Below are 24,008 nucleotides of genomic sequence, written 5' to 3' on the forward strand. Positions count from 1 at the left end.
ACCCGCACATCGATCAATGGAGATTCCGATCATGACCACCCACAGGCGCAAGGCCTCGTTCCTCGCCGCGGCCTCGGCCGCCCTCGCCCTCGCGCTGACCGGCTGCGCCGGCAGCACCGCCGCCGTCGACCCGTCCGACGTCGATCCCGCCGGCGACATCGTCCCCCGCGAGATCTCGTGGCTCCTCTCCCGCCCGGCCGACGGAGGCGTCATCACGGCGATGCAGCAGATCGCCGACGAGTACGCGGCCGACCACCCGGGCTTCGCCCTCAACCTGATCACCACGCCGGACCGGCCGTCCTACGTGCAGAAGTACGAGACGCTCGCCGCCGCGAACAAGCTGCCCGAGCTGTTCGACACCGACGCGACTCCGTTCGCGCAGAAGCTCGCCGATCAGGGCCGCATGGTCGACATCGACCTCCTGCTCGAGGATCTGGGCATGTCCGGCGACTACCGCGAGGCGGCGCTGAACTACCAGCGGTTCGACGACGGGTCCCTCCGCATGGTGCCGTTCGAGTTCCAGCTCGAGTTCTTCTGGTACAACAAGGCGCTGCTCGACGAGGCCGGCGTGCAGGTCCCCGCGACCCTCGACGACTTCCCCGCGATGTGCGAGAGCCTCCGCGCGAAGGGGATCACCCCCATCGCGCTCGACGGGCAGGACCAGTGGCCGCTCGAGCGCTACATGGCCTACTACCCGTTCCGTCTGGCGGGCCCCGAGTACGTGCAGGACCTCAAGAACGGCGACGCGTCCTTCGCCGATCCGGCGGGGCGCGCCGCAGCGGAGTGGCTGTCGGCACTCGGCGAGGCGGGGTGCTTCCAGGAGGGCTTCTCGTCGACCGGCTACGCCGACGCGCAGGCGCTGTTCACCTCGGGCAAGGCGGCCGTCTACAACACGGGGACCTGGGAGCTGAGCAACCTCGCGACCGAAGCGCTCGATCCGGCGGTCCGCGACTCCGTCGACTACTTCACCCTGCCGACCGTCGACGGAGCCGTCACCGCCGACGACGAGTACGTCACCCCGTCGGGGATCGGGATGGCCGTGAACACGCAGACGTTCGATCCGCTGGTCCGCGACTTCCTCGCCTTCGCCCTCGAGCGCTACCCCGAGGTCTACGCGGCGACCGGCGCTCTCTCGCCCACGACGTCGGCGGCGACCGCGATCCCTGCCGACGCGACTCCGCTCTACACCCGCGCGGTCGAGCAGGCCGACTCGGTGGGCACAGCGATCGCGATGCCCTGGGACACGCAGCTCGACCCGGCCACGAACACCCGCCTCCAGCAGGAGCTGACGCTGCTCGTGCAGGGCGACACCACTCCCGACGAGTTCATCGAGACGATGGACGCCGCCCTGGCGGAGAACAGCGATGGCTGATCTCGCCCCGGCCGGGACGGTGCGCACGCGCCCGTCCCGGCCCCGGGCGGCCTCGATGCTGCCCCGCCGATCGCGCCTCTCGGTGCTGGTCTTCCTCGTCCCTCCGCTGGCCGTCTACGGCCTCGCGGTGCTGCTGCCGATCGTGCAGTCCCTGGTCCTGAGCTTCTTCCGCTGGGACGGCATCACCGACATGGCGTTCGTCGGTGTCGACAACTACGTGAAGATGCTCACCCGCGACGACGTCTTCTGGACGTCGTTCGGGAACGCGCTCGGCTACCTCGCGATCTGCCTCGTTCTCCAGCTCGGCGGCGCACTGGTCGTCGCGAGCCTGCTCACCGCGCTCCCCCGGGCGCGCGAGCTCGTGAAGACCCTCTACCTGCTGCCCGCGGTCATCTCGACCGTCGCGATCGCGATCCTCTTCCAGCGGATCTACTCGCTCGAGCCGCTCGGCCTGCTCAACCAGGCCCTCGGCTGGATCGGGCTCGAGGGGCTGCAGACCGCCTGGCTCTCGAACGTCTCGACCGTGCTCGCCGCCGTCTCGATCCCAGAGGGCTGGCGGTTCACCGGGCTCTACATGCTGATCATCTACGCGGCCCTGCTCGCGGTCCCCCGCGAGCTCGAGGAGGCGGCCCGCCTCGACGGCGCCTCCTGGTGGCAGCTGTTCTGGAGGGTGCGCTTCCCCTACATCCGGCCCGTCTGGATCACGACCACGATCATGGCGACCACGTTCGCCCTCCGCGGCTTCGACATCCCGTACCTCCTGACCAACGGCGGCCCCGGGCAGTCGTCGGAGCTGCTGACGACCTACATGTACAAGACCGCCTTCGTGCACACCGACTACGGCTACGCGAGCGCGATCTCGGTCTTCATCGTCGTCGAGTGCCTCGTCGCGGTCGGCATCATCCTCCTGCTCCTGCGTCGAAGGGACGACTCATGACCACCCCCGTCCTCACTCGTCCGGTCGACCGGCGCCCACCCGCGCCGCCCGCTGCGCGCCGGAGGCCCGCGCGGCCGCCGCGGGCGCGACTCCAGCGCACCCTGCTGACCGTCACGGTCGTGCTGATCGTCGTGGTGCAGGTGTACCCGCTCGCCTGGCTCTTCCTCACCAGCTTCCGCACGGCGGCCGATTTCGCCGGCGGCAACCCCTTCGCCCTCCCCTCCGAGGTGACTCTCGAGAACTACTCCCGTGCGTTCGCGAGCGGCAACCTCGGCCTGAACATCGTGAACAGCCTGATCGTGACCCTCGGCGCGAGCGTGCTGATCGTGGTGGCGGGCATGATGGCGGCCTTCGCGCTGCAGGTCCTCGGCTTCCGCTTCAGCCGGGTCGTGCGGGGGCTGTTCCTGCTCGGGATCATCGTCCCGGTGCAGATCGCGCTCGTCCCGCTGTTCATCGACTACTCGCGGATCGGGCTCCTCGACACCCACCTGTCGATGATCATCCCGCTCGCGGCGTTCGCGCTGCCGATGGCGGTCTACCTCTTCTCGTCGTTCTACGAGTACATCCCCGCCGAGATGTACGAGGCGGCGTCGCTCGACGGCGCCGGGCCGTACCGGATCTTCCTCCGGATCACGTCGCCGCTGTCGGTGAACACGATCATCACGGTGGTGCTCGTCAACAGCATCTTCATCTGGAACGACTTCATCTTCGCGAACACCTTCGTGCTCTCCGACGGGCTGAAGACCATCCCGTTGGGCCTGCAGAATTACATCGGAGCGATGGGCAACACCGACTGGACCGCGACCTTCGCGGCCGTGTGCGTGACGGTGACTCCGCTCCTCCTGGTGTTCCTGGTTCTGAACAAGGCCATGATCCAGGGACTCGAGAGCGGAGCGACCAAGGGATGAGCACCTCGGAGAACCCGCGGAACGGCTCGGTCGTCACGATGCGCGACGTCGCGAAGGCCGCCGGCGTGTCGGTGGCGACCGTCTCGCACGTCATCAACGACAAGGCCGGCGCCCGGATCGGCGAGAACGCGAGGCAGCGCGTGCAGGAGGCGGTCGCCCGGCTCGGCTACCGCCCGAACGCCCTCGCGAAGACCCTCTCGCAAGGCACCTCGCGCTTCATCGGGCTGGTCGCGGACGCGATCGCGACGACGCCCTTCGCCGGCCAGATCATCCACGGAGCGCAGGACGAGGCGTGGCGGCACGGCTACGTGCTGCTCGTCGCGAACACCGACGGCAACGCCGCCGTCGAGCAGGAGGCGATCGCCATGATGCTCGAGCACCAGGTGCACGGGATCCTCTACTCGAGCTGGTACCACCGCGAGATCGTGGTGCCCGACGCGCTGCACCAGACCGACACGGTACTCGTCGACTGCTTCGCCGTCGGCAGCGGACTGCTCGCCGTGGTGCCGGACGAGGAGCAGGGCGGGCGGACCGCGACCGAGGAGCTGCTCGCCGCCGGCCACCGCCGCATCGCCTTCCTCAACACCACGTCGGACTCCCCCGCCCAGACCGGTCGGCTCGCCGGATACCGGGCCGCCCTGGCGAGCGCGAACATCCCGTTCGACGAGTCGCTGGTGTTCCCGGCGGCTCCGGAGCAGGAGGGCGGCTACTCGGCGACCGCCGCGGTCCTCGCCTCCGAGGCCACCGCCGTCTTCTGCCACAACGACCGGGTGGCGATGGGGCTCTACGACGGTCTGCGCGAGCGCGGCCTTCGGATCCCCGAGGACATGGCGGTCATCGGCTTCGACAACCAGGACGTCATCGCCGCGCACCTGCGGCCTCCCCTGACCACCGTCGCCCTCCCGCACTACGAGCTCGGCGCCGCCGGCGTGAGGCTGCTGCTCGGCCTCGAGTCGGCGTCGCCCACGACGCCGACGCTCATCGCCTGCCCGCCGATCCGTCGCGACTCGATCTGACCCCGGCGGCGGTCCGCACCGCCGCGCTGCCGCGGGGCGCCTCCCGTGGGGTGCGGCTGCTGCTCCGCCTGGACGGACCGCTGGTCGAGGTCTGCGGCGCCGACGGCCCGGGCTGACGCGCGACGCCTCGCGGATCCTGGCCGCTCAGCGAGCGGCCGGTGGCCGGAGAGCGACGCGTCGTCACGGCCCGGCCGGGAGGCGTCTGGGCGGTGGGCGGCCGCGGGCGGTGGCGGTGCTGGAGTGTCCCGGTGCCCGCGCCCGTCGCCGGGCCGACCCACCCGGACCCGAGAAGGAACAGTCATGCCCGCCACACCCGACACCCGCACCACGAGCGAGCAGCGCACGCAGCACGCCGAGCAGTACTCGGCCGCCGCCCGCTACGCCTCCGAGGCATTCGGCACGTTCCTCCTGGTCGCGGGAGGCGTGGGCACCGCGGTGCTCGCCTCCGCGTTCCCGGACTCGACCAACGCGCTCGGCGTCGGATTCCTCGGCGTCGCCCTGGCCTTCGGGCTCACCGTGATGACGGGCATCTACGCGGTCGGCCACATCTCGGGCGGCCACTTCAACCCGGCCGTCTCGATCGGCTTCGCCATCGCGGGGCGCACGGAGTGGCGGCACATCCCGGGCTACCTCGTCGCCCAGCTGGTCGGCGGCGTCGCGGGAGCGGGGGCCGTCGCGCTGATCGCGGCCGACGGACCGGCCGGCTACCTCGCCGCGGCCCGCGACTCCGGATTCGCCTCGAACGGCTACGGCGCGTTCTCGCCCGGCGGCTTCGGGCTGGGCGCGGTGATCCTCGCCGAGGTCGTGCTGACGGCCGTGTTCGTCGGAGTGATCCTCTCGGTCACCGCGAAGAGCGAGTACAAGGCGATCGCGCCGCTCGCGATCGGACTCACCCTCACGCTCATCCACCTGATCAGCATCCCGATCAGCAACACCTCGGTGAACCCGGCCCGCTCGATCGCCGCGGCCGTCTTCGCCGGCCCGGACGCCCTCGGGCAGGTCTGGGTGTTCCTCCTGGCGCCGATCATCGGCGCCGCTCTGGCCGGCATCAGCGCGAAGCTGCTGCACCGCCGCTGAGCGCGCCCTCGATTCCTCAGAAGTTGCAGTAATCGAGCGCGACTACCGCAACTTCTGCGGAGTGGGTGCCCTCAGTCGCTCGCCGCCGGCCCGAACGCGCCCTCGAGGGCGGCGGCCTGGCTCCGCCAGAACCGTCGCGAGACCTCCTTCGTCCGCATCACCGCGTCGAAGCCGTGGAACGCACCCGGGACGATCTCGAGCTCGCACGCGACCCCCGCCTCCCGGAGCCGTTCGGCGTAGCGGACGTCCTCGTCGAGGAAGAGGTCGAGGCTGCCCACGCCGATCCAGGCCGGGGGCAGACCGGTCAGGTCGTCCCGGCGAGCGGGCGCCGCGTAGGGGGAGGCGGGGACCGGCCCCGGGGCGTGACCGAGGTACGACGTCCAGCCGAACCGGTTGCTGCCGGGAGTCCACATCCGGACGCCGTCGGTCGAGAGGTCGGTGCGCAGCACCGTGCGGTCGTCGAGCATGGGATACACGAGCAGCTGGAAGGCGAGGGAGTCCTCGCCGCGGTCGCGCACGAGCTGCGCGACTCCCGCCGCCAGACCGCCGCCCGCGCTCGCCCCGCCGATCGCGACCCGCGTGGCGTCCACTCCGCGCCCCTCCGCGTGCTCGAGGAGCCACGTGATGACGGCGTGGACGTCCTCCACTGCGGCCGGAGCGACGTGCTGCGGCGAGAGGCGGTAGTCGACCGACACGACGGTGATGCCCAGCGTCCGCGCGAAGTCGATGCTGGACGCCTCGTCGATCAGGTGGTTGCCGATGACCATCCCGCCGCCGTGCACCCAGACGAGCGCCGGAGCGGCACCCCGCAGCGACCGCGGACGGTAGATGCGGATGCCGACCGGCGGAGCCCCCTCGGGTCCGGGCACCCGCAGATCGTCGATCCGCAGATCCTCGGGTGCGCGCCGGCGCGGTGCGGGCAGCCGGTTGATCGCCCTGACGATCCGCGGGCCGAACGAGAACCGCGGGAGGAAGCGCGCATCGCGCAGATCGGGGTGGAACTCGGCCATCGTCGGCTCCTGCTCGTGCGTCGTCGCCCGCGTCGGACAGGGGCGTCCGGCCGCGGAATCATTCTGACGGAGCCGCGGCGGTCTGCGGCGGTCACGAGAACCCCCGACTCCTCGAAAGTTGCGGTAGTCGAGCGCGACTACCGCAACTTTTGCGGAGTCGGATCGGCTCACCGGGCCGCGACTCCGTGCAGCGGCGCGAGTGCGCTGTCGAGCGCCGCCTCGAGCGGCCACGCCGACCGCTCCGGCTGGCTGAGCACGAGCCCGCCCTGGACGGCCGAGAGGATCACCGCGGCGAGCCGCTCGGGATCGGCCGACCCGTCGACGGATCCGGCGGCCTGCATCCGGCGCACCCCCGCCGCGAGCAGGCCCCGCCAGTCGCGCATCGTCCGGGCGATGCCCGCCTCGAGCTCGGCGTCGACCATCGCGGCCTGGCTCGCCAGCGACCCGATCGGGCAGGCCCACCGGCCGAGGCCGATGTAGTACTCGACCAGGCGCACGCGCCAGCGCTCCCACGACTCCCACGAGCCGAGGTCGTGGATCTCGGGCTCCTGAGCGTCGAGGAGCTGGCGCGCCTCCCACTGCGCGACCTCGCGCACGAGCTCGGCCTTGCCGCCGGGGAAGTAGTGGAAGAGCTGGCTCTTGCTGGTCAGAGTCGCGGCGCGCACGCCGTCGAGGGTCGTCCCGCCGATGCCCGTGGCGAGGATCTGCTCCCCCGTGGCCTCGATGATCCGCTGCCGGGTGAGGCGCCCCCGCTCGGTCAGCGTCGTCTGCTCCATGCCGCCAGCCTAGCTGAGTGGACCGTTCGGTCCAGAGGTGTGCTACGAATGGACCATGCAGTCCAATGAGCAGATCCTCCAGTCCCTCCCCCTCGACTCCCGCCTCGCCGGCCGCACGGCGATCGTCACCGGCTCCAGCAGCGGGATCGGCGAGGCCGTCGCCCGCGTCCTCGCCGCCTCGGGTGCCGAGGTCGTCGTCACCGGCAGGAGCGCCGAGCGCACCCGCTCGGTGGCCGACGGCATCACCGCCGCGGGCGGGACAGCGCACGCTGTCACCGCCGACCTCTCGGGCGGCCACGACGCCCTCCGCGCCTTCGCCCGGGACGCGACGAGCGTGCTCGGCGGCCGGGTCGACATCCTCGTCAACAACGCGGGGGTCTACCCGGTGGGGCCGACCGCGGCCCTCGCCGACGCCGATCTCGAGGCGGTGCTGGCCACGAACATCCGCGTGCCGCACGTCCTCGTCGCCGCACTCGCCCCGGCGATGGCCGAGCGCGGGTCGGGCGCGATCGTCAACATCGGCTCCTGGATGTCGCGGGTCGGCATCCCGTTCGGCGCCGCGTACACCGGCTCCAAGGCGGCGATCGAGCAGATGACCCGCACCTGGGCCGCCGAGTTCGGCCCCCGCGGAGTGCGCGTGAACACGGTGGCACCCGGCGCGACCTCGACCCCGGGGAACGCGGCGGACGCCGACGTCCTCGCGACGATGACCGCGGGGACCCCGGCCGGCGTCCCCGTCCGCCCCGTCGACATCGCCCTCGCCGTCCGCTTCCTGGTCTCGGACGAGGCGTCGTTCGTGCACGGCACCGTCCTCGACGTCGACGGGGGCATGGCGAGCACCCGCCTCGGCTGAGCACGGGGCGACGCGCCGGGGAACACGGAGAGCCCCCGGCGCGTTGCCTCTCACATGAGCGTTCCCCTCTCGATCCTCGACCTCGCCCCCATCGCCCCCGGAGAGACCGCGCGCGACAGCTTCGCGGCCTCGGTCGCGCTGGCGCAGCAGGCCGAGCGGAGCGGCTACCGGCGCGTCTGGTACGCCGAGCACCACAACATGGCGTCGATCGCGTCGAGCGCGACCTCGGTGCTGATAGCCCACGTCGCGTCGCAGACCTCGACGATCCGGCTCGGGTCCGGCGGGATCATGCTGCCGAACCACTCGCCGCTGCAGATCGCCGAGCAGTTCGGCACGCTCGAGACCCTGCACCCCGGGCGCATCGATCTCGGCCTCGGCCGTGCTCCCGGCAGCGATCAGGCCACGTTCCGTGCGCTCCGCCGCGACCCGGAGTCGTCCGACCGGTTCCCGGAGGACGTCCTCGAGCTCCAGGCGTTCCTCGCCGGCCAGTCGCGCGTCGCCGGCGTGAGCGCCACCCCCGGCGCCGGCACCCGCGTGCCCCTCTACATCCTGGGCTCCTCGCTCTTCGGCGCGCAGCTCGCCGCCGCGTTCGGCCTGCCCTACGCCTTCGCCTCGCACTTCGCGCCCGATGCGCTGCACCAGGCCGTCGCCGCCTACCGCAGCGGCTTCCGCCCCTCCGAGCAGCTCGACGCGCCCTACGTGATCGCCGGAGTGAACGCGATCGCGTCCGACGACGCCGACGACGCGCAGCGCCAGTTCGCCGAGATGAAGCGCGCCCGCCTGATGATGCTGCTGCGCCAGAGCGGTCAGATCCCGCTCGACCGCACCTTCGACGACGAGGAGCTCGACGCCCTGCTGAGCGCCCCGATCGGCGCGCACGTGGCGAGCATGACGACCTACACCGGGGTCGGCACGGGCGAGCAGGTGGCCGACTACGTCGCCGACTTCGCCCGCACGGCCGAGGTCGACGAGGTCATCGTCGCCCACGCGTCGCTCGCGACGGAGGCGCGGCTGCGCTCGGTCGCGCTGCTGGCCGACGCGAACGACCGCGTCGCCGCCTAGGCGGTCCCGCTCCCGCTCCCGAAGAGCGGGTGCACCGCGACGACGGCCACGACGAGCGCCAGCGCCGCGACGGTGATCGCCACCTCGAGCGGGAGCACCGGGCTCCTCGAGCGGGCGCAGAGGACGAGCCGCACGGCGCAGCCTCCGCCGAGGACGGCCGACCAGACCACCAGGGTCCAGCCGATCAGCCAGGCGAGCGCGAAGAGCGGCTCCACTCCCGCGATGAGCGGTGCGGCTCCGAGCGCCACCGCCGCGCCGCTCGCGAGCACGAGTGCGGCGACGGGGACGACGACCGCCTCGGGCTCCACGACTCGTTCCACGCGACGGACTCTACGAGTGCGGAGCGAACAGCACGCGTCCGCCCCCGGAACGCCGGGTGTTCGTGCGATCGCATCCTCTCCGCGGATGCGGAGCTAGACTCGTTTCCATGCCGCAGTTGAGGATCAGGGACGCCGCGCACTTCCTCGGTGTCAGCGACGACACCGTCAGACGATGGATCGATCTCGGCGTGCTCGCGAGCGAGAAGGACTCCGCCGGCCGCGGGGTCGTCGACGCGCTGGCCGTCGCCGAGCTCGCCCGGAAGAACGCCGTCCTCCCCGCCGACCCGTCCGAGATCGGCCGCTCGGCCCGCAACCGGCTCGTAGGAGTGGTCACCGGCATCGTCGCCGACACCGTCATGGCGCAGGTCGAGCTGCAGTGCGGCCCGCACCGCATCGTGTCGCTGATGAGCAGCGAGGCCGTCCGTGAGCTCGGCCTCGAGCCCGGCTCGATCGCGATCGCCGTCGTGAAGGCCACGACCGTCATCATCGAGACCCCGGGCGGCAAGGCGTGAGCGCCAGGGCGATCGCCGCGGTCGTGCTCGCCGGCGCCGCGACCCTGGGCCTCGCCGCGTGCAGCACAGCGACTCCGACCGCCACCGACGGCGACCCGAGAGGCTCGATCACCGTCTTCGCCGCCGCCTCGCTGACGAGCACCTTCACCGAGCTCGCCGACGAGTTCGAGGCCGCGAACCCGGGCGTCACCGTCGACCTGACCTTCGCCGGCTCCTCCGATCTCGTCACCCAGATCACCGAGGGCGCGCCCGCCGACGTCGTCGCCACCGCCGACGAGAAGAACATGGCGAAGCTGACCGACGGCGGCCTGGTCGACGCCTCCGCCCCCGTCGACTTCGCGACGAACGTGCTCGAGATCGCGGTGCCGCCGGGCAACCCGGCGGGCATCGCCTCCTTCGCCGATCTCGCCGGAGCGGGCGTGAGGACCGTCGTCTGCGCCCCCCAGGTGCCGTGCGGAGCCGCGGCCACGGCGGTCGAGACAGCGACCGGAGTCGAGCTCTCGCCGGTGAGCGAGGAGTCGTCGGTCACCGACGTGCTCGGCAAGGTGACCAGCGGCGAGGCGGATGCCGGGCTCGTCTACGTCACCGACGTCCGGGGGGCGGGCGACGCGGTCGAGGGCATCGAGTTCGCGGAGGCGGCGGAGGCGGTCACGACGTACCCGATCGCCCCCGTGGCCGGGTCGGCGAGCCCCGCCCTCGCGCAGGCGTTCGCCGACTTCGTGACCGGCGAGGTCGGCCGCGGCGTGCTCGAGACCGCGGGGTTCGGAGCGCCGTGAGACTCGGGGTCCCCCGCTGGCTGATCGCCGTCGCGGTCGTCGGCGGCGCCTTCGTGGTGCTGCCGTTAGCGGCGATGATCACCCGGGTGAACTGGGCCGAGTTCCTGCCGCTCATCACCTCCGAGGCCTCGCTGGACGCGCTCGGGCTGAGCCTGCGCACCTCCCTCACCGCCACCCTGCTCTGCCTGCTGCTCGGCGTGCCGATGGCGATCGTCCTGGCCCGCACGCGCTTCCGCGGCCAGCGGATCCTGCGCGCCCTCGTGCTGCTGCCCCTCGTGCTGCCGCCGGTGGTCGGCGGCATCGCCCTGCTCTACACGTTCGGGCGCCGCGGGCTGGTCGGGCAGTCGCTGGAGGTGCTCGGAGTGAGCATCGCGTTCTCGACCACCGCAGTGGTGCTCGCGCAGACGTTCGTCGCCCTGCCGTTCCTCGTGCTCAGCCTCGAGGGGGCGCTGCGGACGGTCGGCACCCGCTTCGAGGCGGTCGGGGCGACCCTCGGCGCGCGGCCGACCACGGTCCTCCGCCGCGTCACCCTGCCGCTGGTGCTGCCCGCTCTCGTGTCGGGGGCCGTGCTGTCGTTCGCCCGGGCGCTCGGCGAGTTCGGCGCGACCCTCACCTTCGCCGGATCGCTGCAGGGGGTCACCCGCACCCTCCCGCTCGAGATCTACCTGCAGCGCGAGACGAGCCCCGACACGGCCGTCGCGCTCTCGCTGGTGCTCGTCGTCTTCGCCGTCGCGGTCGTCGCACTCGCCCACCGCGTCGGCGAGACTCGGGCTCGCGCGTGATGCTCGAGTTCACCGCGGCTCTCGCCGCCCGCGGCGTCGACGTGGAGCTCTCGATCGACGAGGGCGAGACCGTCGCGATCCTGGGGCCGAACGGAGCCGGCAAGTCGACCCTCCTGAGCGTGCTCGCCGGGCTGCTCGTGCCCGACGCGGGGAGCGCGACGCTGAACGGCCGGGTGCTCTTCGACCTCGCCGCCCGCGGCCCGAGCCGGTGGCGTCCGCCGCACGACCGCGGAGTCGCGCTGCTCGCCCAGGACGCCCTCCTCTTCCCGCACCTCAGCGCCCGCGACAACGTCGCCTTCGGCCCGCGGAGCGGCGGAGCACCGCGGACGACCGCCGGCGCCCGCGCGGACGAGTGGCTCGCGCGGGTCGGCGCCTCCGACCTCGCCGCCCGCCGTCCGGCCCAGCTCTCGGGGGGCCAGGCGCAGCGGATCGCGGTCGCGCGGGCCCTCGCCGCCGACCCCGCGCTCCTCCTGCTCGACGAGCCGATGGCCGCTCTCGACGTCTCGGTCGCCCCCGCGCTCCGGCGGCTGCTGCGCGAGGTGCTCGCCGACCGGACCGCCGTGATCGTCACCCACGACGTCCTCGACGCCTACACCCTGGCCGATCGTGTCGTCGTGCTCGAGCGAGGGCGCGTCGTCGACTCGGGCCCGACCCGCGCCGTCCTCGACCGCCCGACGACGCCCTTCACAGCGAACCTGGTCGGCCTCGACCTGCTCACCGGCACGGCTCACGGCGAGTCCGGCCTGCTGACCGACTCCGGGATCGTGGTCGCCTCCCCCGGCGAGCGCATCGCGGAGGGTCGCCGCGCGGCGATCGCCGTCAGCCCCGGCCGCGTGAGCGTCGCGACGTCGCGCTCCTCCGCCGACAACGTGCTCCCCGGAGTCGTCACCGACATCGAGCCCCGCGGCGACGCGGTGCGCGTGCGCGCGGCGGAGCTCGCCGCCGACCTCGCCCCCGGGACCGTCGCCGCCCTCGACCTCGCCGTCGGCGACGCCGTCTGGTTCACGTTCGCGGCCGGCGACGCCACCCGCTACCCGCTGGGCGCCTGACGCCGCCGAGGGAACCACGACCCGTCGAGGCCGCCACCTCTCCGCGGCTGTCTCGACGGGAGCGGGTTCCCTCGGTCAGCGCCAGAGGTGCGCGGAGGCGATCTCGGCGCCGCGGGCCAGCGAGTCGAGCTTCGCCCAGGCGATCTGCGGATGGATGCGGCCGCCGAGCCCGCAGTCGGTCGCGGCGATCACGCGCTCGCGGCCGACCACGGAGGCGAAGCGCTCGAGGCGCTGCGCGACCAGCTCGGGGTGCTCGACCACGTTGGTGGCGTGCCCGACGACTCCGGGGACGATGACCTTGCCGTCGGGCAGCGCCACGTCCTCCCACACCCGCCACTCGTGCTCGTGGCGGGCGTTCGCGGCCTCGAAGGAGTAGGAGCCCGCGTCGATCTCGAGCATGAGATCGACGATGTGCCTGAACTCGATGTCGGTGGTGTGCGGTCCGTGCCAGCTGCCCCAGCAGAGGTGGAAGCCGATGCGGTCCTGCGGCAGCCCGCGCAGCGCGTGGTTGAGCGCCTCGACGCGGATGCGGGTGAAGGCGCGGTAGTCCTCGAGGTTCGGCTCGGGGTTGATCTGGTCCCAGTTCTCGGCGATCGAGGGGTCGTCGATCTGCAGGATCAGGCCCGCGTCGATCACGGCGCGGTACTCCTCGCGCAGCACCTCCGCCCACGCCCAGATGTGCTCCTCCTCGCTCGCGTAGTGCGCGTTGTGGATGCGCGCGCCGCTGCCCGGCGAGAGCGAGGTGATGAAGCCGTCGGCGATGCCGGCGTCGTCGAGCGCCCTGCGCAGATTCCGGGCGTCCGTCGCCACGGCCTCCTGGCCGATGTAGCTCAGGGGGCCGGTGGTCGAGGGGAACGCAGTCGCGGTCCTGCCGGTCGAGATGCCGCTTCCGGGGTCGGAGTAGGCGTCGCGGAAGAGCGTCCAGTCGCGGCGGTCCGGGAACGACGTCAGCCGCACGCGACCCGGCTCCGAGCGCACGGGCTGCGAGCTGAAGATCGACTCCTCGGTCACCGACAGGCCGGCCACCCGCTGGAACGAGTACGACCACCAGGCTCCGTAGTCGACCGCGCTCGACATGGCCTTGCCGAACTCGCCGTCGCCCGGGATCGTGATGCCGACCGCCTCCTGGCGGCGGACGAGCTCGTCGACGGCGCCCGCGAGGAGCTCGTCGAACTCGGGCGTGCGCTCGAGGGTGAAGCCGTCGTCGGCGATGCGGCGGGCCTCGTTGGCGGCGATCAGCGCGGGCGTGCGCGGCAGGCTGCCGGCGTGGGAGGTGGGGATGACAGGCATGGTGTCACGCTAGCCACGAGCGCCCCGAGGCCGCCCGCGTGCGTACCCGTGTGACGCGGCGCGTGTCTGGCGCGCTGCACCAGGGGACGCTTCTCGCCGCTTCGATGCCGCCTGTGCGGCGAGAAGTGCCGAACGGAGGGGAGCCGGCGAGGGCGCGGGTGATCCGTTCGCCGACTCCCGCCCTTCCGGCGCGGTCACGAGGGCGAGAAGTGTCGAGTCGGCACTCCTCGCGATCGTGCACTGACGGCCGCGTTACCGGGGCTCCGGAGGCAGCAGCTCCTGCAGCACTGCACGCGCGGCCGACCCGGGGCGGGCCCGCCAGGCGACCCCGAGCTGCGACCTCGCCTCGGGGTCCTCGAGGCGGAGGATCACCAGCTCCGGCGCGTCGGCCAGCGTCGACTCGCTCGCGACGGCGACGCCCAGCGAGCGAGCGGCGAGGGCGCCGAGGGCGACCGGCGAGGCGACCTCCCACCGGGGAGCGACGCGGAGACCCGCCCGCGCGAGCGACGCCTCCAGGGCGACCCGCGCTCCCGTGCCCGGCGGCAGCGTGATGAGGTCGGCGTCGGCGAGCTCTCCGGGGTGGACCGACCCGCGTGCCGCCCACGGGTGCCCCTCCGCCACGGCGAGGACGAGCGCGTCGTCGACGATCGTCGCGGACTCCAGACCGTCGGGAGGACCGGGCGTCCACCCCGCGACCACGACGTCGAGGTCGCCGGAGCGCACGCGGGCGAGCAGGTCGTCCGAGGTCGACTCGACGAGGCGCAGGTCGATGCCGGGGTGCGCGGAGTGGACCGCGGCGATCGCGTCGAAGAGGTCCGGCCAGGTGAGGCCCGCGACGGTTCCGAGGCGCACGGCACCGACCACGAGGCCGCGGAGCTCGTCGGCCGCGGCCCGGACTCCGTCGACGGACGCCGCCGCAGCTCGGAGAGCCGGGAGCAGCCGCTCGCCCTCGGCCGTCACCGAGATGCGCCGCGAGGTGCGGTCGAACAGCGCCGCCCCCAGCTCGCGCTCGAGCTTCTGCACCTGCGCACTGACCCCCGACTGGCTGACGTGGAGACGCGCCGCCGCCGCCGTGAACGACCCGGTGTCGGCGACGGAGATCGCGTAGAAGATCTGGTGCAGTTCCATCAGTCCCGATGATAGGTCGCATCCTGATCAGATGTTGGACCGATGCGATAGCGACGCGCAGGCTGGAGGCATCGACCGGAAGGACACCGCCATGGACCAGCAGGACGCCGCTCAGCGCGACGCCACCCGCGACGCCGCCACCGTCTACTTCGACGCGTGGCGCGACCGCGACTTCGACCGCCTCCGCACCGTGCTCGCGCCCGACGTCGACTTCGTCGGCGTCCTGGGCACCGCCTCCGGGATCGACGAGTGCCTCGCGGGCCTGCGCGGCATGGCGGAGTCGATCATGACCGACCTCGTGCTGCACGCCCGCGTCGTCGACGGCGCCGACGCGATGACCTGGTTCGATCTGCACACGGCGACGACTCCGCCGGTCCCGACCGTCAACTGGAGTCACGTCGAGGACGGTCTGATCACGCGCATCCGGGTGACGTTCGACCCCCGGCCGCTGCTCGGGTGACGCACGGAGGTCGCGGGCGACCGGGCTCTCGGCCTTCTCCCAGTCGGAGGGTCCGCTCCCCTTAGTAGGGTCGTTGTCAGCAAGGGGAGTACTCCCGACTGCGGTGAGCCCGTCACTACGGACGCGACAGAGCGTCCCGGGCCATCGGCTCCGCCACCACCTCCACGAGGTCGTCGGCCGGAGTGGAGGAGACCTTGGTCCCGTGTCGACCACCCCTTGGAGTACCCCGTGCAGGTCACCCCCGCCGTCTGGCTGATCACGATCGCCGTGACGATCGCGTTCTTCGTCTACGAGTTCTTCGCCCACGTGCGAAAGCCCCACGAGCCCACCATCGCCGAGTCCGCGCGCTGGTCGGCGTTCTACATCGGTCTCGCGCTGCTCTTCGGCGTCGGGATCGGCATCGTCTCCGGCTGGGGCTTCGGCGGCGAGTACTTCGCCGGCTACCTCACCGAGAAGGCGCTGTCGCTCGACAACCTCTTCCTCTTCCTCATCATCATGGCCGGCTTCGCGGTGCCGAAGATCTACCAGCAGAAGGTGCTGATGATCGGCATCGTCATCGCGCTGATCATGCGCGGCGGCTTCATCGCCGTCGGCGCGGCACTGATCGAGAACTTCTCGTGGGTCTTCTACCTGTTCGGCGCCCTGCTCTTCGTGCTGGCCTACCAGCAGATCAAGGGCGACCACGGCGACCCGTCGAACAACGCCTTCATGCGCTTCGTCCGCCGCATCCTCCCCGTCACGGACGAGTACCACGGCGACAAGCTCACCGTGAAGAAGGACGGCCGCCGCTTCGTCACCCCGATGCTCCTGACCATCGTGGCCATCGGCTTCATCGACCTGGTCTTCGCGCTCGACTCGATCCCCGCCATCTACGGTCTGACCAACGAGGCGTACATCGTCTTCACCGCCAACGCCTTCGCCCTGATGGGTCTGCGTCAGCTGTTCTTCCTCATCGGCGGACTCCTGGAGCGCCTCGTCTACCTCAGCCAGGGCCTCGCCGTGATCCTCGGCTTCATCGCCGTCAAGCTCGTCTTCCACGCGCTGCACGTCAACGAGGTCCCCTTCATCAACGGCGGCCAGCCGCTGCTGTGGGTGCCCGAGATCCCCATCTGGTTCTCGCTGACCTTCATCGGCTCGACCATCGCGGTCGCGACGATCGCGAGCCTCCTGAAGACCCGCGGCGACCGCGACAAGGGCGACCGCGCCACGGTCGAGGGCGCGCCCGTCGAGACCGCGGCGGACGCGGACTCCCGCACCGACGCCTAGCACCCGCCGACAGCAGCGCCGTTCCCCCGGGAGCGGCGCTGCTGTCGTGAGCGTTGTGCCGCCTCTCGCTGATCGAGTAGCCCGCGGAGCGGGCGTATCGAGATCCACCGGCGTCAGAAGTCGAGATCAGAAGCCTCATCGACTGACGCTGGTGGGTCTCGATACGCCCCTGCGGGGCTACTCGACCAGCGGGCTGGCGGTGACGGAGGAGCGCCTCAGGTCGTCGGTGTCCAGATGCGCATCGTGGAGGGGCCGCGGTTCGCCCAGCGGTAGTAGGGGCGGAGCTCGGCCGAGAAGCGCTCTCCGGACTGAGCGGAGACGTCGTAGGGCCAGCCGTCGGCCGGGGCCTCGCGACGCGCCACCGTCACGCGCGCTCCGTCCGCCGTCGCGACCGGCTCGACGGAGGCGTCCAGCACGACGTGCTCCGTGTCGAGGCCGTCGGGCAGGTCGACCGACTCCAGGGCGAGCACGAACGGCCCGCGCTCCACCGCGATCTGGCCACGGGCCGCGTCGATCCGGGGGTGCGGAGTCACGAACCGGGCCGCCATCGGCAGCGACAGCCGCACGACGTCACCGGCCGAGACCTGGACGTCCACCACCGTCAGCCGCGGATCGACGGGTGCACCGTCGAGCACGGCCGCCCCGCGCGCGAACGGAGGGATGCGCAGCGACAGTGCGACACTCGACCCCTCGAGCACGCGCACCACGACCTCGCCGTCACTCGGGTACTCCGACTCGACCTCGAGCACGACGCCGCCCGTGCTCACCCGGTACGAGCCGTACTGGTGCAGCTGCACCCCCTCCTCCGTCGCGGTGGCGAAGCCCAGCTCGACACTCGCGAGCGTCCGCGCCACGTTCGTCGGGCAGCACGACACCCAGAACCACGGTGCCCGGAGGCTCGACTGGGCGCGGTCGGTCTCGACCGACTCGTCGGGCGCGACTCCGTCGACCCGCTGCTGCAGGGTGTTCGTGTAGAAGAAGGCGCGGCCGTCCTCGCGAGTCGAGGGCAGCACCGCGTTCAGCAGAGTGCGCTCGATCAGGTCGGCGTACTGCGCGTCGTTCGAGCTCAGCAGGAGGCGCCAGCTGAGCATGTTCGAGGCGATCGCCGCGCAGGTCTCGGCGTAGGCGCGGTCCGGCGGCAGCTCGTAGTCGGCGCCGAAGGCCTCGTCCTGGTGGTGCGAGCCCATCCCGCCGGTGACGTAGGTGCGGCGCGCGACGGTCGCCACCCACTGCCGGGTCACGGCCGCCGAGAGCTCGGCGTCGTCCGTCTCGACCGCCACGTCGAGGGCGCCCGAGGCGAGGTACAGCGCCCGTACCGCGTGCCCGCGCAGCACGTCGGCGTCGCGCACCGGCACGTCGTCCTGGAAGTACTCGGGCCCGTACGGGATCGACCCGAGCGTGCCGGTGCCTCGGCGCTCCACGAAGAGCCGGGCGAGCTCGAGGTAGCGCCCCTCGCCCGTGGCGCGCGCGAACTCGGCGAGCGCCGGCTCGATCTCGGGGTGCCCGCAGACCGCGACGCGCCCCTCCGGCCCGAACTCCCGGTAGACGTGGTCGGCCAGTCTCCGCGCAACCGCGGGCAGCAGGTCGTCGTGCCCGGTGCGCAACCGTGCCACCGCCGCCTGGATGAGGTGCCCGAAGCAGTAGAGCTCGTGCCCCCACTCCAGGTTCGAGTAGCGCGCAGGCTGCCCTGGCCGGCCGAAGCTCGTGTGCAGGTACCCGTCCGCCTCCTGCGCCGACGCGACGCGCGCAACGATCGCCTCGTACTGCTCGGAGAGCTCGGGGTCGGCCGAGCGGCCGAGCTCCCATGCCATCGCCTCGAGCAGCTTGTAGACCTCCGAGTCGACGAACTCTATGCCCGCGTGCTGGTCGCCTCCCGCCTCGGTCGACAGAGTGCCGGCGGAGGCGCGGTCGAAGTTGCCCGACCAGCCCACCCGCTCGATCCACGAGAGGCAGTGGCCGATCACCGCCTGCGCGTTGAGGTCCTGGTAGTGCTTCCAGAAGCCGCCGGTCAGGCGGATCTCGTCCTGCCGCAGCGGCCGAAGGGCACTGCGGGTCGGGGCGACGGGTCCGCCGAGGGCGGTCGTGACGGTGGTGGGCACGGGAGTCTCCTTAAGAGAGCGGATCAGTCCTTGACGGCACCGGCGGTGACACCCGCCGAGACGTACCGCTGAGCGACGACGAGGAGGACGGCGGCAGGGATGGAGGCGACCACGGCGGTCGCCATGATCGAGTTCCACTCCTGGTTGTTGTTGCCGATGTACTTGTAGATGCCGAGCGTGATCGGCTGGAGCCTGCCGCCGCTGTCGAGGGTCGAGGCGAAGATGAAGTCCGACCAGGCCCAGAGGAACGCGAAGAGCGAGACCGTGACGACGGAGTTGCGGCTGATCGGCATGATCACCGAGGTGAAGGTGCGCCACGCGCTCGCGCCGTCCATCCGCGCGGCCTGGGTCAGCTCGTCGGGGATCCCCGACATGAACGCCGTGAAGATCAGCACGCCGAACGGCACCGCGATGGTCGAGTCGGCGACGATCAGGCCCGGGATCGAGTTGAGCAGCCCGAGGTTGAGGTAGATGGCGTAGAAGCCCATCGCCATGATGATCGCCGGGATCATCTGCGCGATCAGGAGGACGAAGGAGAGTCCTCGCCCGCCGCGCGGTCGCAGCTTCGCGAGCGAGTAGGCGGCCGGCGCCGCGATCGCCACGGTCAGCAGCACGGTGCCGAGTCCCACGATCAGGCTCGTGCCGAGGTAGGGCAGCTGCTCGCTGACGACGGCCTGGTAGCCCGTGAAGGTCGGTGAGAAGGGGAACCAGTCGGGCGGATCCTTGCGCATCGACCCGGTCGGAGTGAGCGAGACGTTGATCATCCAGTAGACGGGGAACAGCATGATCGCGGTGAGGACGATGCCCACGAGCGTCAGCCACCAGGGGCGCCGCGCGGTCACGAGTCGGCCTGCTTGCGCTGGACGCGGATGTACACGAGGCCGAAGACGAGCGCGAGGACGATCAGCAGGTTGCCGACCGCCGCCGCGGGTCCGAAGTCGGGCAGCATCGAGCCGAAGCCGAGCTGGTAGGTCCAGGTCGCGAGCGTGGTCGACGAGTCGGCCGGCCCGCCCTTGGTCATGATCCAGATGATGTCGAACACCTTCAGCGTGTAGACGAGGCCGAGCAGGATCGTGATCGCCGAGACCGGGCGCAGCAGCGGCAGCGTGATGCGCCAGAACTGCTGGGCTCCGGTCGCGCCGTCGAGCGAGGCGGCCTCGTAGAGGTCCTGCGAGATGTTCTGCAGACCGGAGTAGAGGATCACGAGGTTGAACGGGATCCCGATCCAGATGTTCGCGATGAGCACCGCGATCAGCGAGGTCGTCGGCGAGGTGAGCCAGTTGATCTGGCCGATCCCGAACGACTCCAGGAAGGCGTTCACGATGCCGGAGTCGCTGTTCAGCATCCACGACCAGGTCGACGCCGACACGATCAGCGGCAGGAGCCACGGCACGAGGAACAGCGCCCGGAGCGTCGTCGCGAGCGGGAACCGGCGGTAGAAGAAGACCGCCAGCGCCAGCCCGAGGGTGAACTGGAAGGCGATCGACACCCCGGTGAAGACCGCCGTGTGCAGCAGCGCCGGGCCGAACGTCGCATCCTGGAACACCCGGATGTAGTTGTCGAACCAGATGAATGCGGCGTCGCCCTGCACGAACGAGCGGACCGTGTAGTCCTTCAGGCTCAGCTCGAGGTTGCGGTAGAGCGGGAACGCGTAGAAGACGAGCAGGTAGACGACGAGCGGGGCGAGGAACGCCCAGGCGACGAGCTGCCCGGCCTCGGGTCGCCTCCGCCGGCGGGGCGTCTCGATCGCCGACACGGCGGGCGGCGGACCGCTGCGGAGCAGCCGCGTCGTCTCGAGTGATGTGGTCATGGTCTCTCCTTGCCGACGGCACCGGATCGCCGGGGCGATCCATCGAGGCACCGACCCCGGCGGTCGTCGATCACTTCGTGGCGGATTCCGCGGCCGACTGCGCGGCCTTCAGGGCGTCCTCGGGCGACTGCGAGCCGCTGAGCGCGTTCTGCACCGCGCCCCAGAGCTGCTCCGAGATCTGCGGGTACTTCGTGCCGAGGTTGTCCGAGGTGCGGCCCTTCGCGGCCTGCACGGCGGTGACCCACGGCTCGAGGTCGGCGTTCTCGGCGACCTGCGCCTCCTGCGCGTCGGCGGTCGGCGCGATGTACGAGAGCGTGTTGTCGGTCGTCACGAGGTTGTCGGTCGAGGTGAGGCACTCGGCGATCGCCGTCGACGTCTCGTAGCGGGCGGTGTCGTCCTGCACCGGGAGGGTGAGGAACTCGCCTCCGGTCGGTGCGGGGGCCGAGCCGCCGTCCTTCGCCGGGATGGAGAGGATGCCGTAGTCGATGCCCGACGCCTTCGCGTTGGCGAGCTGCCAGGTGCCGTTCTCGCCGAACGCGTACTCGCCGGTCTCGAACTCCTGCCAGCTGGTGGTCTGGGTGTTGCCGATGACGGAGTTGGGCGCGTAGCCCTTCTGCACCCAGTCGGTCCAGAGCGAGACGGCGTCGACCGCCTCGGGCGAGTCGAGCTCGGTGAGCTCGGCGCCCGAGCCCCAGAACCACGGGAGGAACTGGAAGCTGCCCTCCTCCGTGCCGATGCCGGAGAACGTGATGCCCTTGCCTCCGGAGGCGGTGACCTTCGCGAGCGCATCGGTGAGGCTCGCCCAGTCGGTGATCGAGGCGACGTCGACGCCGGCCGTCGCGAGGACGGTCTTGTTGTAGTACAGCGCGAGGGTGTTCGCTCCGATCGGCACCCCGTAGGTGTCGCCGTCGATCTCGCCCGCCGCGAGGATGTTGGCGTCGATGTCGCCGGTGTCGAGTCCGTTGTCGGCGGTGGTGGTCAGGATGCCCGACTCGGCCAGCGTGGAGACCACGGGGTTGTCGACGAGCAGGAGGTCGGGCGAGTTGCCCTGCTGCCCGGCGAGCAGCGCCTTGTTGGTGAGGTCGGTGGTGTCGTAGCCGGTGCGCTCGATGGTGACACCCGCCTCGGTGCCGCACGCGTCGATCAGCTTCGCCCAGTCGGAGGTCTCGTCGAACTGGGGGTACGGGTCCCAGAACGTGTAGGTGCCGCCGGCGGCGTCGGTGGAGGCGCCTCCTGAACCGCTCGCGCAGCCGGTCAGCGCGGCCGCGGCCGTTCCCAGCAGGACGGCGGCGGCGAGGCCCCGTGCGTGCTTCCTCTTCATCGCGGATGTTCCCTTCGTCATTGACGGGTGTCGGTGCCTGGTCCGGACCGTGAGCCGGACCGAAACTACTTTCTGCGGGTTCACACTAGACACAGGGCGGATGTGATGTCGAGAGGAATGTCGTTTTCGGTCTTTTCGGATCTGTGCGAGGATCGGACCCCGGCGCTCTTCGGCGCCCGAGGGACGGGGGACGCCATCGCCGCACGCAAGCCCGCGGGCACGATCACGCTGTCCGACGTCGCGCGGGAGGCCGGCGTCTCGATCGCCACCGCGTCGAAGGCACTCAACGGCCGCGACCAGGTGCGCGCCGAGACGCGCCAGCGCGTGCTCGACGCCGCAGCGGCCCTGTCGTTCACGCCCAATCCGTTCGCGCAGGCCCTCAACTCGCGCCGCACCGGCACGATCGGGATGCTCACCAACGATCTCGACAACCGCTTCGTGCTGCCGGTGCTGCTCGGCGCCGAGGACGCGTTCGGCGCCGGCTCCACCTCGGTGTTCCTCTGCGACGCCCGCGGCGACTCCGTCCGCGAGCAGCACCACATCAAGAACCTGCTGGCCAAGCGCGTCGACGGGATCGTCGTGCTCGGCCGCACGACGAACCCGCGACCCTCGATCACCGCGACGATCCCGGTGCCGGTGGTCTACGCCTACGCGCCCTCAGAGGACGAGCGCGACTCGTCGTTCACGCCCGACAACGCGCTGGCCGGGGTACTGGCCGCCCGCCACCTGATCGAGCGGGGGCGGAGGCGCATCGCGCTGATCAACGGCGAGCCCAGCTACTCCGCCGCGCACGACCGCGCCCGCGGGGTCGAGCAGGCGCTGACGGAGGCGGGCCTGCCGCTCGTCGGCGGCGACGTGCTCTACGGCCAGTGGTCGGAGAGCTGGGGCCGCCAGTGCGCCGAGACTCTGCTCGACGCGCATCCGGACCTCGACGCCCTGATCTGCGCGAGCGACCAGATCGCGCGCGGCGCCCTCGACCACCTCCGCGAGACCGGCCGGTCGGTGCCGCGCGACGTCGCCGTCGTCGGCTTCGACAACTGGGACCTGCTCGTCGAGGCCGCGCGCCCCCCGCTGACCAGCATCGACATGCAGCTCGAGACGCTGGGACGCGCCGCCGCGGAGGAGCTGTCGCACGCGATCCACGGCCGCGCGACCGCGGGCGTGCGCTCGATGCCGGTGCGGCTGGTGCCGCGGGAGTCGTCGGGCTGACGAACGACCCCGGTCAGCCCCGCAGGGCGAGCAGCCACGCGTAGAGCGCCATCGACAGCAGGTAGCAGCCCGCGATGATCGCGTACCCCGCGACGTACACCCGTGCAGGACGGCCCCGCGCGGTCCACCAGCTGAACCTGCGGAACGCCCACGGCACGAAGATCCAGCCGAGGAGCTGCGTCGAGACGACGTTGCCGATGAACAGCGACAGCCAGAACGGCACGCCGTGCGCGGCGAACAGCGGGTCGGCGATGAAGTAGCCCCAGAGGAACACGATCGGGTAGAGCATCAGCAGCACCAGCAGATTGCTCTTGAACACCGGGTCCGGGACCGGCTTGTCGCGGCCGGCCCAGAAGCCGAAGCCGTAGCTCGCCCGGGTCAGCGAGAGCTGCTGGTTGTACGCCGCCCCGTCGGCGAGCAGCGCCCTGCGCTCCGGCGACTCGATCCAGCGGTCGAGGTCCGCCTCCGTGTCGAAGCTCAGCACGACGACCCAGTCGTCCTGCACGCCCGGGATCGGCCGCTCGACCCGGTGCCCGACGAAGCCCTCGAAGTGCGACTCCGCCGCCGAGATTCGGCGCTGCCAGGCCAGGAAGGCGGCCTCGTCGTCCGGCGCCACGCGGCTCGTGATCAGCACCGAGGCGGCCTCGGCGGGGTGCCTCGCCTCCTCGGTGAACAGGTGGACCGAGTCGTTGCCGACGAGCACGCCCGCCATCTCCTCGAGGAGGCTCGCGCGCTCGGGACTCTGGAGCCAGCTGCGAGCGGCGTCGCGGTCGCGGAAGCGCTCGACGACGATCCAGTCGACCTGGTGCGGAGGATCGGGGCGGAGGACCTCGCGGCCGAGGAAGCCGGGCCGACCCTGGAGACGCTCGCCGACCGACTCCTGCCACGCCTCGTAGCGGGCGTAGTCCGCCTCGGCGAGGCGTCGGTGCGCGACCAGCGAGACGGGAGCCGAGACGGCGGTCGTATCGGCCACCG

24 protein-coding genes are annotated in these 24,008 nt (G+C 71.6%); 14 read left to right on the top strand and 10 right to left on the bottom strand.

Going from position 1 to position 24,008, the window contains the following annotated elements:
* Positions 1–31: 31 nt before the first annotated feature.
* From GRS96_RS02385 to aqpZ, 5 genes are all read left to right on the top strand, one after another.
* Positions 32–1,372, top strand: a complete 1,341-nt coding sequence (locus GRS96_RS02385) for an ABC transporter substrate-binding protein (protein WP_159987631.1) — start codon at positions 32–34, stop codon at positions 1,370–1,372.
* 55 nt (positions 1,373–1,427) lie between these two features.
* Positions 1,428–2,309 (top strand): carbohydrate ABC transporter permease, encoded by an 882-nt coding sequence (locus GRS96_RS02390; RefSeq protein WP_159989214.1) that lies wholly within the window; start codon positions 1,428–1,430, stop codon positions 2,307–2,309.
* On the top strand, positions 2,306–3,217 hold the full coding sequence (locus GRS96_RS02395; RefSeq protein WP_159856235.1) for a carbohydrate ABC transporter permease: 912 nt from the start codon (positions 2,306–2,308) through the stop codon (positions 3,215–3,217). Before GRS96_RS02390 ends, GRS96_RS02395 begins: the two co-directional genes overlap by 4 nt.
* Positions 3,214–4,233 carry a LacI family DNA-binding transcriptional regulator gene (locus GRS96_RS02400; RefSeq protein ID WP_159856233.1) on the top strand — a complete coding sequence of 340 codons (1,020 nt, stop codon included), beginning with the start codon at positions 3,214–3,216 and terminating at the stop codon, positions 4,231–4,233. Before GRS96_RS02395 ends, GRS96_RS02400 begins: the two co-directional genes overlap by 4 nt.
* A 300-nt stretch (positions 4,234–4,533) precedes the next feature.
* Positions 4,534–5,310, top strand: a complete 777-nt coding sequence (gene aqpZ / locus GRS96_RS02405; protein WP_159987632.1) for an aquaporin Z — start codon at positions 4,534–4,536, stop codon at positions 5,308–5,310.
* Between the two features lie 71 nt (positions 5,311–5,381).
* Here the strand turns inward: aqpZ and GRS96_RS02410 are convergent, their stop codons facing one another.
* A complete protein-coding gene (locus tag GRS96_RS02410; RefSeq protein ID WP_159987633.1) occupies positions 5,382–6,320 on the bottom strand; it encodes an alpha/beta hydrolase in 939 nt (312 codons plus the stop codon).
* Between the two features lie 167 nt (positions 6,321–6,487).
* On the bottom strand, positions 6,488–7,096 hold the full coding sequence (locus tag GRS96_RS02415) for a TetR/AcrR family transcriptional regulator (protein WP_159856227.1): 609 nt from the start codon (positions 7,094–7,096) through the stop codon (positions 6,488–6,490).
* Positions 7,097–7,151: 55 nt separating this feature from the next.
* Between GRS96_RS02415 and GRS96_RS02420 the strand changes: the two genes are divergently transcribed.
* Complete coding sequence (locus tag GRS96_RS02420) at positions 7,152–7,949, top strand: SDR family NAD(P)-dependent oxidoreductase (protein ID WP_159987634.1); 798 nt, start codon at positions 7,152–7,154, stop codon at positions 7,947–7,949.
* Positions 7,950–8,003: 54 nt separating this feature from the next.
* Positions 8,004–9,011, top strand: a complete 1,008-nt coding sequence (locus GRS96_RS02425) for an LLM class flavin-dependent oxidoreductase (protein ID WP_159856223.1) — start codon at positions 8,004–8,006, stop codon at positions 9,009–9,011.
* On the opposite strand, the gene GRS96_RS02430 is transcribed toward GRS96_RS02425, so the two are convergent.
* A complete protein-coding gene (locus GRS96_RS02430) occupies positions 9,008–9,331 on the bottom strand; it encodes a hypothetical protein (RefSeq protein ID WP_159987635.1) in 324 nt (107 codons plus the stop codon). The two genes, GRS96_RS02425 and GRS96_RS02430, sit on opposite strands and share 4 nt — an antisense overlap.
* 107 nt (positions 9,332–9,438) lie before the next feature.
* Here GRS96_RS02430 and GRS96_RS02435 point away from each other — a divergent pair, with 107 nt between their 5' ends.
* Genes GRS96_RS02435 through GRS96_RS02450 form a run of 4 tightly spaced genes read left to right on the top strand, consistent with a single transcriptional unit; the run spans position 9,439 to position 12,450 of the window.
* Entirely contained in the window at positions 9,439–9,843 is a 405-nt protein-coding gene (locus GRS96_RS02435; protein WP_159856219.1) for a TOBE domain-containing protein, read from the top strand.
* On the top strand, positions 9,840–10,619 hold the full coding sequence (modA, locus tag GRS96_RS02440) for a molybdate ABC transporter substrate-binding protein (protein WP_159987636.1): 780 nt from the start codon (positions 9,840–9,842) through the stop codon (positions 10,617–10,619). The genes GRS96_RS02435 and modA overlap by 4 nt, the downstream gene beginning before the upstream one ends.
* Entirely contained in the window at positions 10,616–11,401 is a 786-nt protein-coding gene (locus GRS96_RS02445) for an ABC transporter permease (RefSeq protein ID WP_236553546.1), read from the top strand. Before modA ends, GRS96_RS02445 begins: the two co-directional genes overlap by 4 nt.
* Positions 11,401–12,450: a sulfate/molybdate ABC transporter ATP-binding protein gene (locus tag GRS96_RS02450; protein ID WP_159987637.1), complete on the top strand. Its 1,050-nt coding sequence runs from the start codon at positions 11,401–11,403 to the stop codon at positions 12,448–12,450. The genes GRS96_RS02445 and GRS96_RS02450 overlap by 1 nt, the downstream gene beginning before the upstream one ends.
* A gap of 75 nt (positions 12,451–12,525) precedes the next feature.
* On the opposite strand, the gene GRS96_RS02455 is transcribed toward GRS96_RS02450, so the two are convergent.
* Together GRS96_RS02455 and GRS96_RS02460 are read right to left on the bottom strand one after the other, a co-directional pair.
* A complete protein-coding gene (locus GRS96_RS02455; protein WP_159987638.1) occupies positions 12,526–13,740 on the bottom strand; it encodes a cobalamin-independent methionine synthase II family protein in 1,215 nt (404 codons plus the stop codon).
* Between the two features lie 252 nt (positions 13,741–13,992).
* Positions 13,993–14,868, bottom strand: coding sequence for a LysR family transcriptional regulator (locus GRS96_RS02460; protein ID WP_159987639.1), 876 nt, complete (start codon positions 14,866–14,868; stop codon positions 13,993–13,995).
* A gap of 91 nt (positions 14,869–14,959) precedes the next feature.
* Here GRS96_RS02460 and GRS96_RS02465 point away from each other — a divergent pair, with 91 nt between their 5' ends.
* Positions 14,960–15,328 (top strand): nuclear transport factor 2 family protein, encoded by a 369-nt coding sequence (locus GRS96_RS02465; protein WP_159856209.1) that lies wholly within the window; start codon positions 14,960–14,962, stop codon positions 15,326–15,328.
* A 228-nt stretch (positions 15,329–15,556) separates the two neighbouring features.
* Positions 15,557–16,594 carry a TerC family protein gene (locus GRS96_RS02470; RefSeq protein ID WP_159987640.1) on the top strand — a complete coding sequence of 346 codons (1,038 nt, stop codon included), beginning with the start codon at positions 15,557–15,559 and terminating at the stop codon, positions 16,592–16,594.
* A 215-nt stretch (positions 16,595–16,809) separates the two neighbouring features.
* On the opposite strand, the gene GRS96_RS02475 is transcribed toward GRS96_RS02470, so the two are convergent.
* From GRS96_RS02475 to GRS96_RS02490, 4 genes are all read right to left on the bottom strand, one after another.
* Positions 16,810–18,693, bottom strand: a complete 1,884-nt coding sequence (locus GRS96_RS02475; RefSeq protein WP_159987641.1) for a glycoside hydrolase family 127 protein — start codon at positions 18,691–18,693, stop codon at positions 16,810–16,812.
* 23 nt (positions 18,694–18,716) lie between these two features.
* Positions 18,717–19,535, bottom strand: a complete 819-nt coding sequence (locus tag GRS96_RS02480) for a carbohydrate ABC transporter permease (RefSeq protein ID WP_159987642.1) — start codon at positions 19,533–19,535, stop codon at positions 18,717–18,719.
* A complete protein-coding gene (locus tag GRS96_RS02485; protein WP_159856193.1) occupies positions 19,532–20,503 on the bottom strand; it encodes a carbohydrate ABC transporter permease in 972 nt (323 codons plus the stop codon). Before GRS96_RS02485 ends, GRS96_RS02480 begins: the two co-directional genes overlap by 4 nt.
* A gap of 70 nt (positions 20,504–20,573) precedes the next feature.
* The gene (locus tag GRS96_RS02490; RefSeq protein ID WP_159856191.1) at positions 20,574–21,824 is read right to left on the bottom strand and encodes a sugar ABC transporter substrate-binding protein; all 1,251 of its coding nucleotides are present in this window, start codon (positions 21,822–21,824) and stop codon (positions 20,574–20,576) included.
* A gap of 117 nt (positions 21,825–21,941) precedes the next feature.
* Here GRS96_RS02490 and GRS96_RS02495 point away from each other — a divergent pair, with 117 nt between their 5' ends.
* Entirely contained in the window at positions 21,942–23,033 is a 1,092-nt protein-coding gene (locus GRS96_RS02495) for a LacI family DNA-binding transcriptional regulator (protein ID WP_159856189.1), read from the top strand.
* 13 nt (positions 23,034–23,046) lie between these two features.
* Here GRS96_RS02495 and GRS96_RS02500 read toward each other — a convergent pair whose 3' ends face one another.
* Positions 23,047–24,006, bottom strand: a complete 960-nt coding sequence (locus GRS96_RS02500) for an antibiotic biosynthesis monooxygenase (protein WP_159987643.1) — start codon at positions 24,004–24,006, stop codon at positions 23,047–23,049.
* Positions 24,007–24,008: the final 2 nt, after the last annotated feature.

Source organism: Rathayibacter sp. VKM Ac-2803, assembly GCF_009807175.1.
Classification (GTDB): Bacteria; Actinomycetota; Actinomycetes; order Actinomycetales; family Microbacteriaceae; genus Rathayibacter.

Excerpts from the sequence above, each read along its gene's own strand:
- aqpZ (WP_159987632.1), top strand. The coding sequence starts at position 4,534 with ATGCCCGCCACACCCGACACCCGCACCACGAGCGAGCAGCGCACGCAG.
- GRS96_RS02490 (WP_159856191.1), bottom strand. The coding sequence starts at position 21,824 with ATGAAGAGGAAGCACGCACGGGGCCTCGCCGCCGCCGTCCTGCTGGGA.
- GRS96_RS02465 (WP_159856209.1), top strand. The coding sequence starts at position 14,960 with ATGGACCAGCAGGACGCCGCTCAGCGCGACGCCACCCGCGACGCCGCC.
- GRS96_RS02400 (WP_159856233.1), top strand. The coding sequence starts at position 3,214 with ATGAGCACCTCGGAGAACCCGCGGAACGGCTCGGTCGTCACGATGCGC.
- GRS96_RS02485 (WP_159856193.1), bottom strand. The coding sequence starts at position 20,503 with ATGACCACATCACTCGAGACGACGCGGCTGCTCCGCAGCGGTCCGCCG.
- GRS96_RS02385 (WP_159987631.1), top strand. The coding sequence starts at position 32 with ATGACCACCCACAGGCGCAAGGCCTCGTTCCTCGCCGCGGCCTCGGCC.
- GRS96_RS02455 (WP_159987638.1), bottom strand. The coding sequence starts at position 13,740 with ATGCCTGTCATCCCCACCTCCCACGCCGGCAGCCTGCCGCGCACGCCC.
- GRS96_RS02420 (WP_159987634.1), top strand. The coding sequence starts at position 7,152 with ATGCAGTCCAATGAGCAGATCCTCCAGTCCCTCCCCCTCGACTCCCGC.
- GRS96_RS02415 (WP_159856227.1), bottom strand. The coding sequence starts at position 7,096 with ATGGAGCAGACGACGCTGACCGAGCGGGGGCGCCTCACCCGGCAGCGG.
- GRS96_RS02460 (WP_159987639.1), bottom strand. The coding sequence starts at position 14,868 with ATGGAACTGCACCAGATCTTCTACGCGATCTCCGTCGCCGACACCGGG.
- GRS96_RS02450 (WP_159987637.1), top strand. The coding sequence starts at position 11,401 with ATGCTCGAGTTCACCGCGGCTCTCGCCGCCCGCGGCGTCGACGTGGAG.
- GRS96_RS02495 (WP_159856189.1), top strand. The coding sequence starts at position 21,942 with ATGTCGTTTTCGGTCTTTTCGGATCTGTGCGAGGATCGGACCCCGGCG.
- GRS96_RS02390 (WP_159989214.1), top strand. The coding sequence starts at position 1,428 with ATGCTGCCCCGCCGATCGCGCCTCTCGGTGCTGGTCTTCCTCGTCCCT.
- GRS96_RS02410 (WP_159987633.1), bottom strand. The coding sequence starts at position 6,320 with ATGGCCGAGTTCCACCCCGATCTGCGCGATGCGCGCTTCCTCCCGCGG.
- GRS96_RS02425 (WP_159856223.1), top strand. The coding sequence starts at position 8,004 with ATGAGCGTTCCCCTCTCGATCCTCGACCTCGCCCCCATCGCCCCCGGA.
- GRS96_RS02395 (WP_159856235.1), top strand. The coding sequence starts at position 2,306 with ATGACCACCCCCGTCCTCACTCGTCCGGTCGACCGGCGCCCACCCGCG.
- GRS96_RS02435 (WP_159856219.1), top strand. The coding sequence starts at position 9,439 with ATGCCGCAGTTGAGGATCAGGGACGCCGCGCACTTCCTCGGTGTCAGC.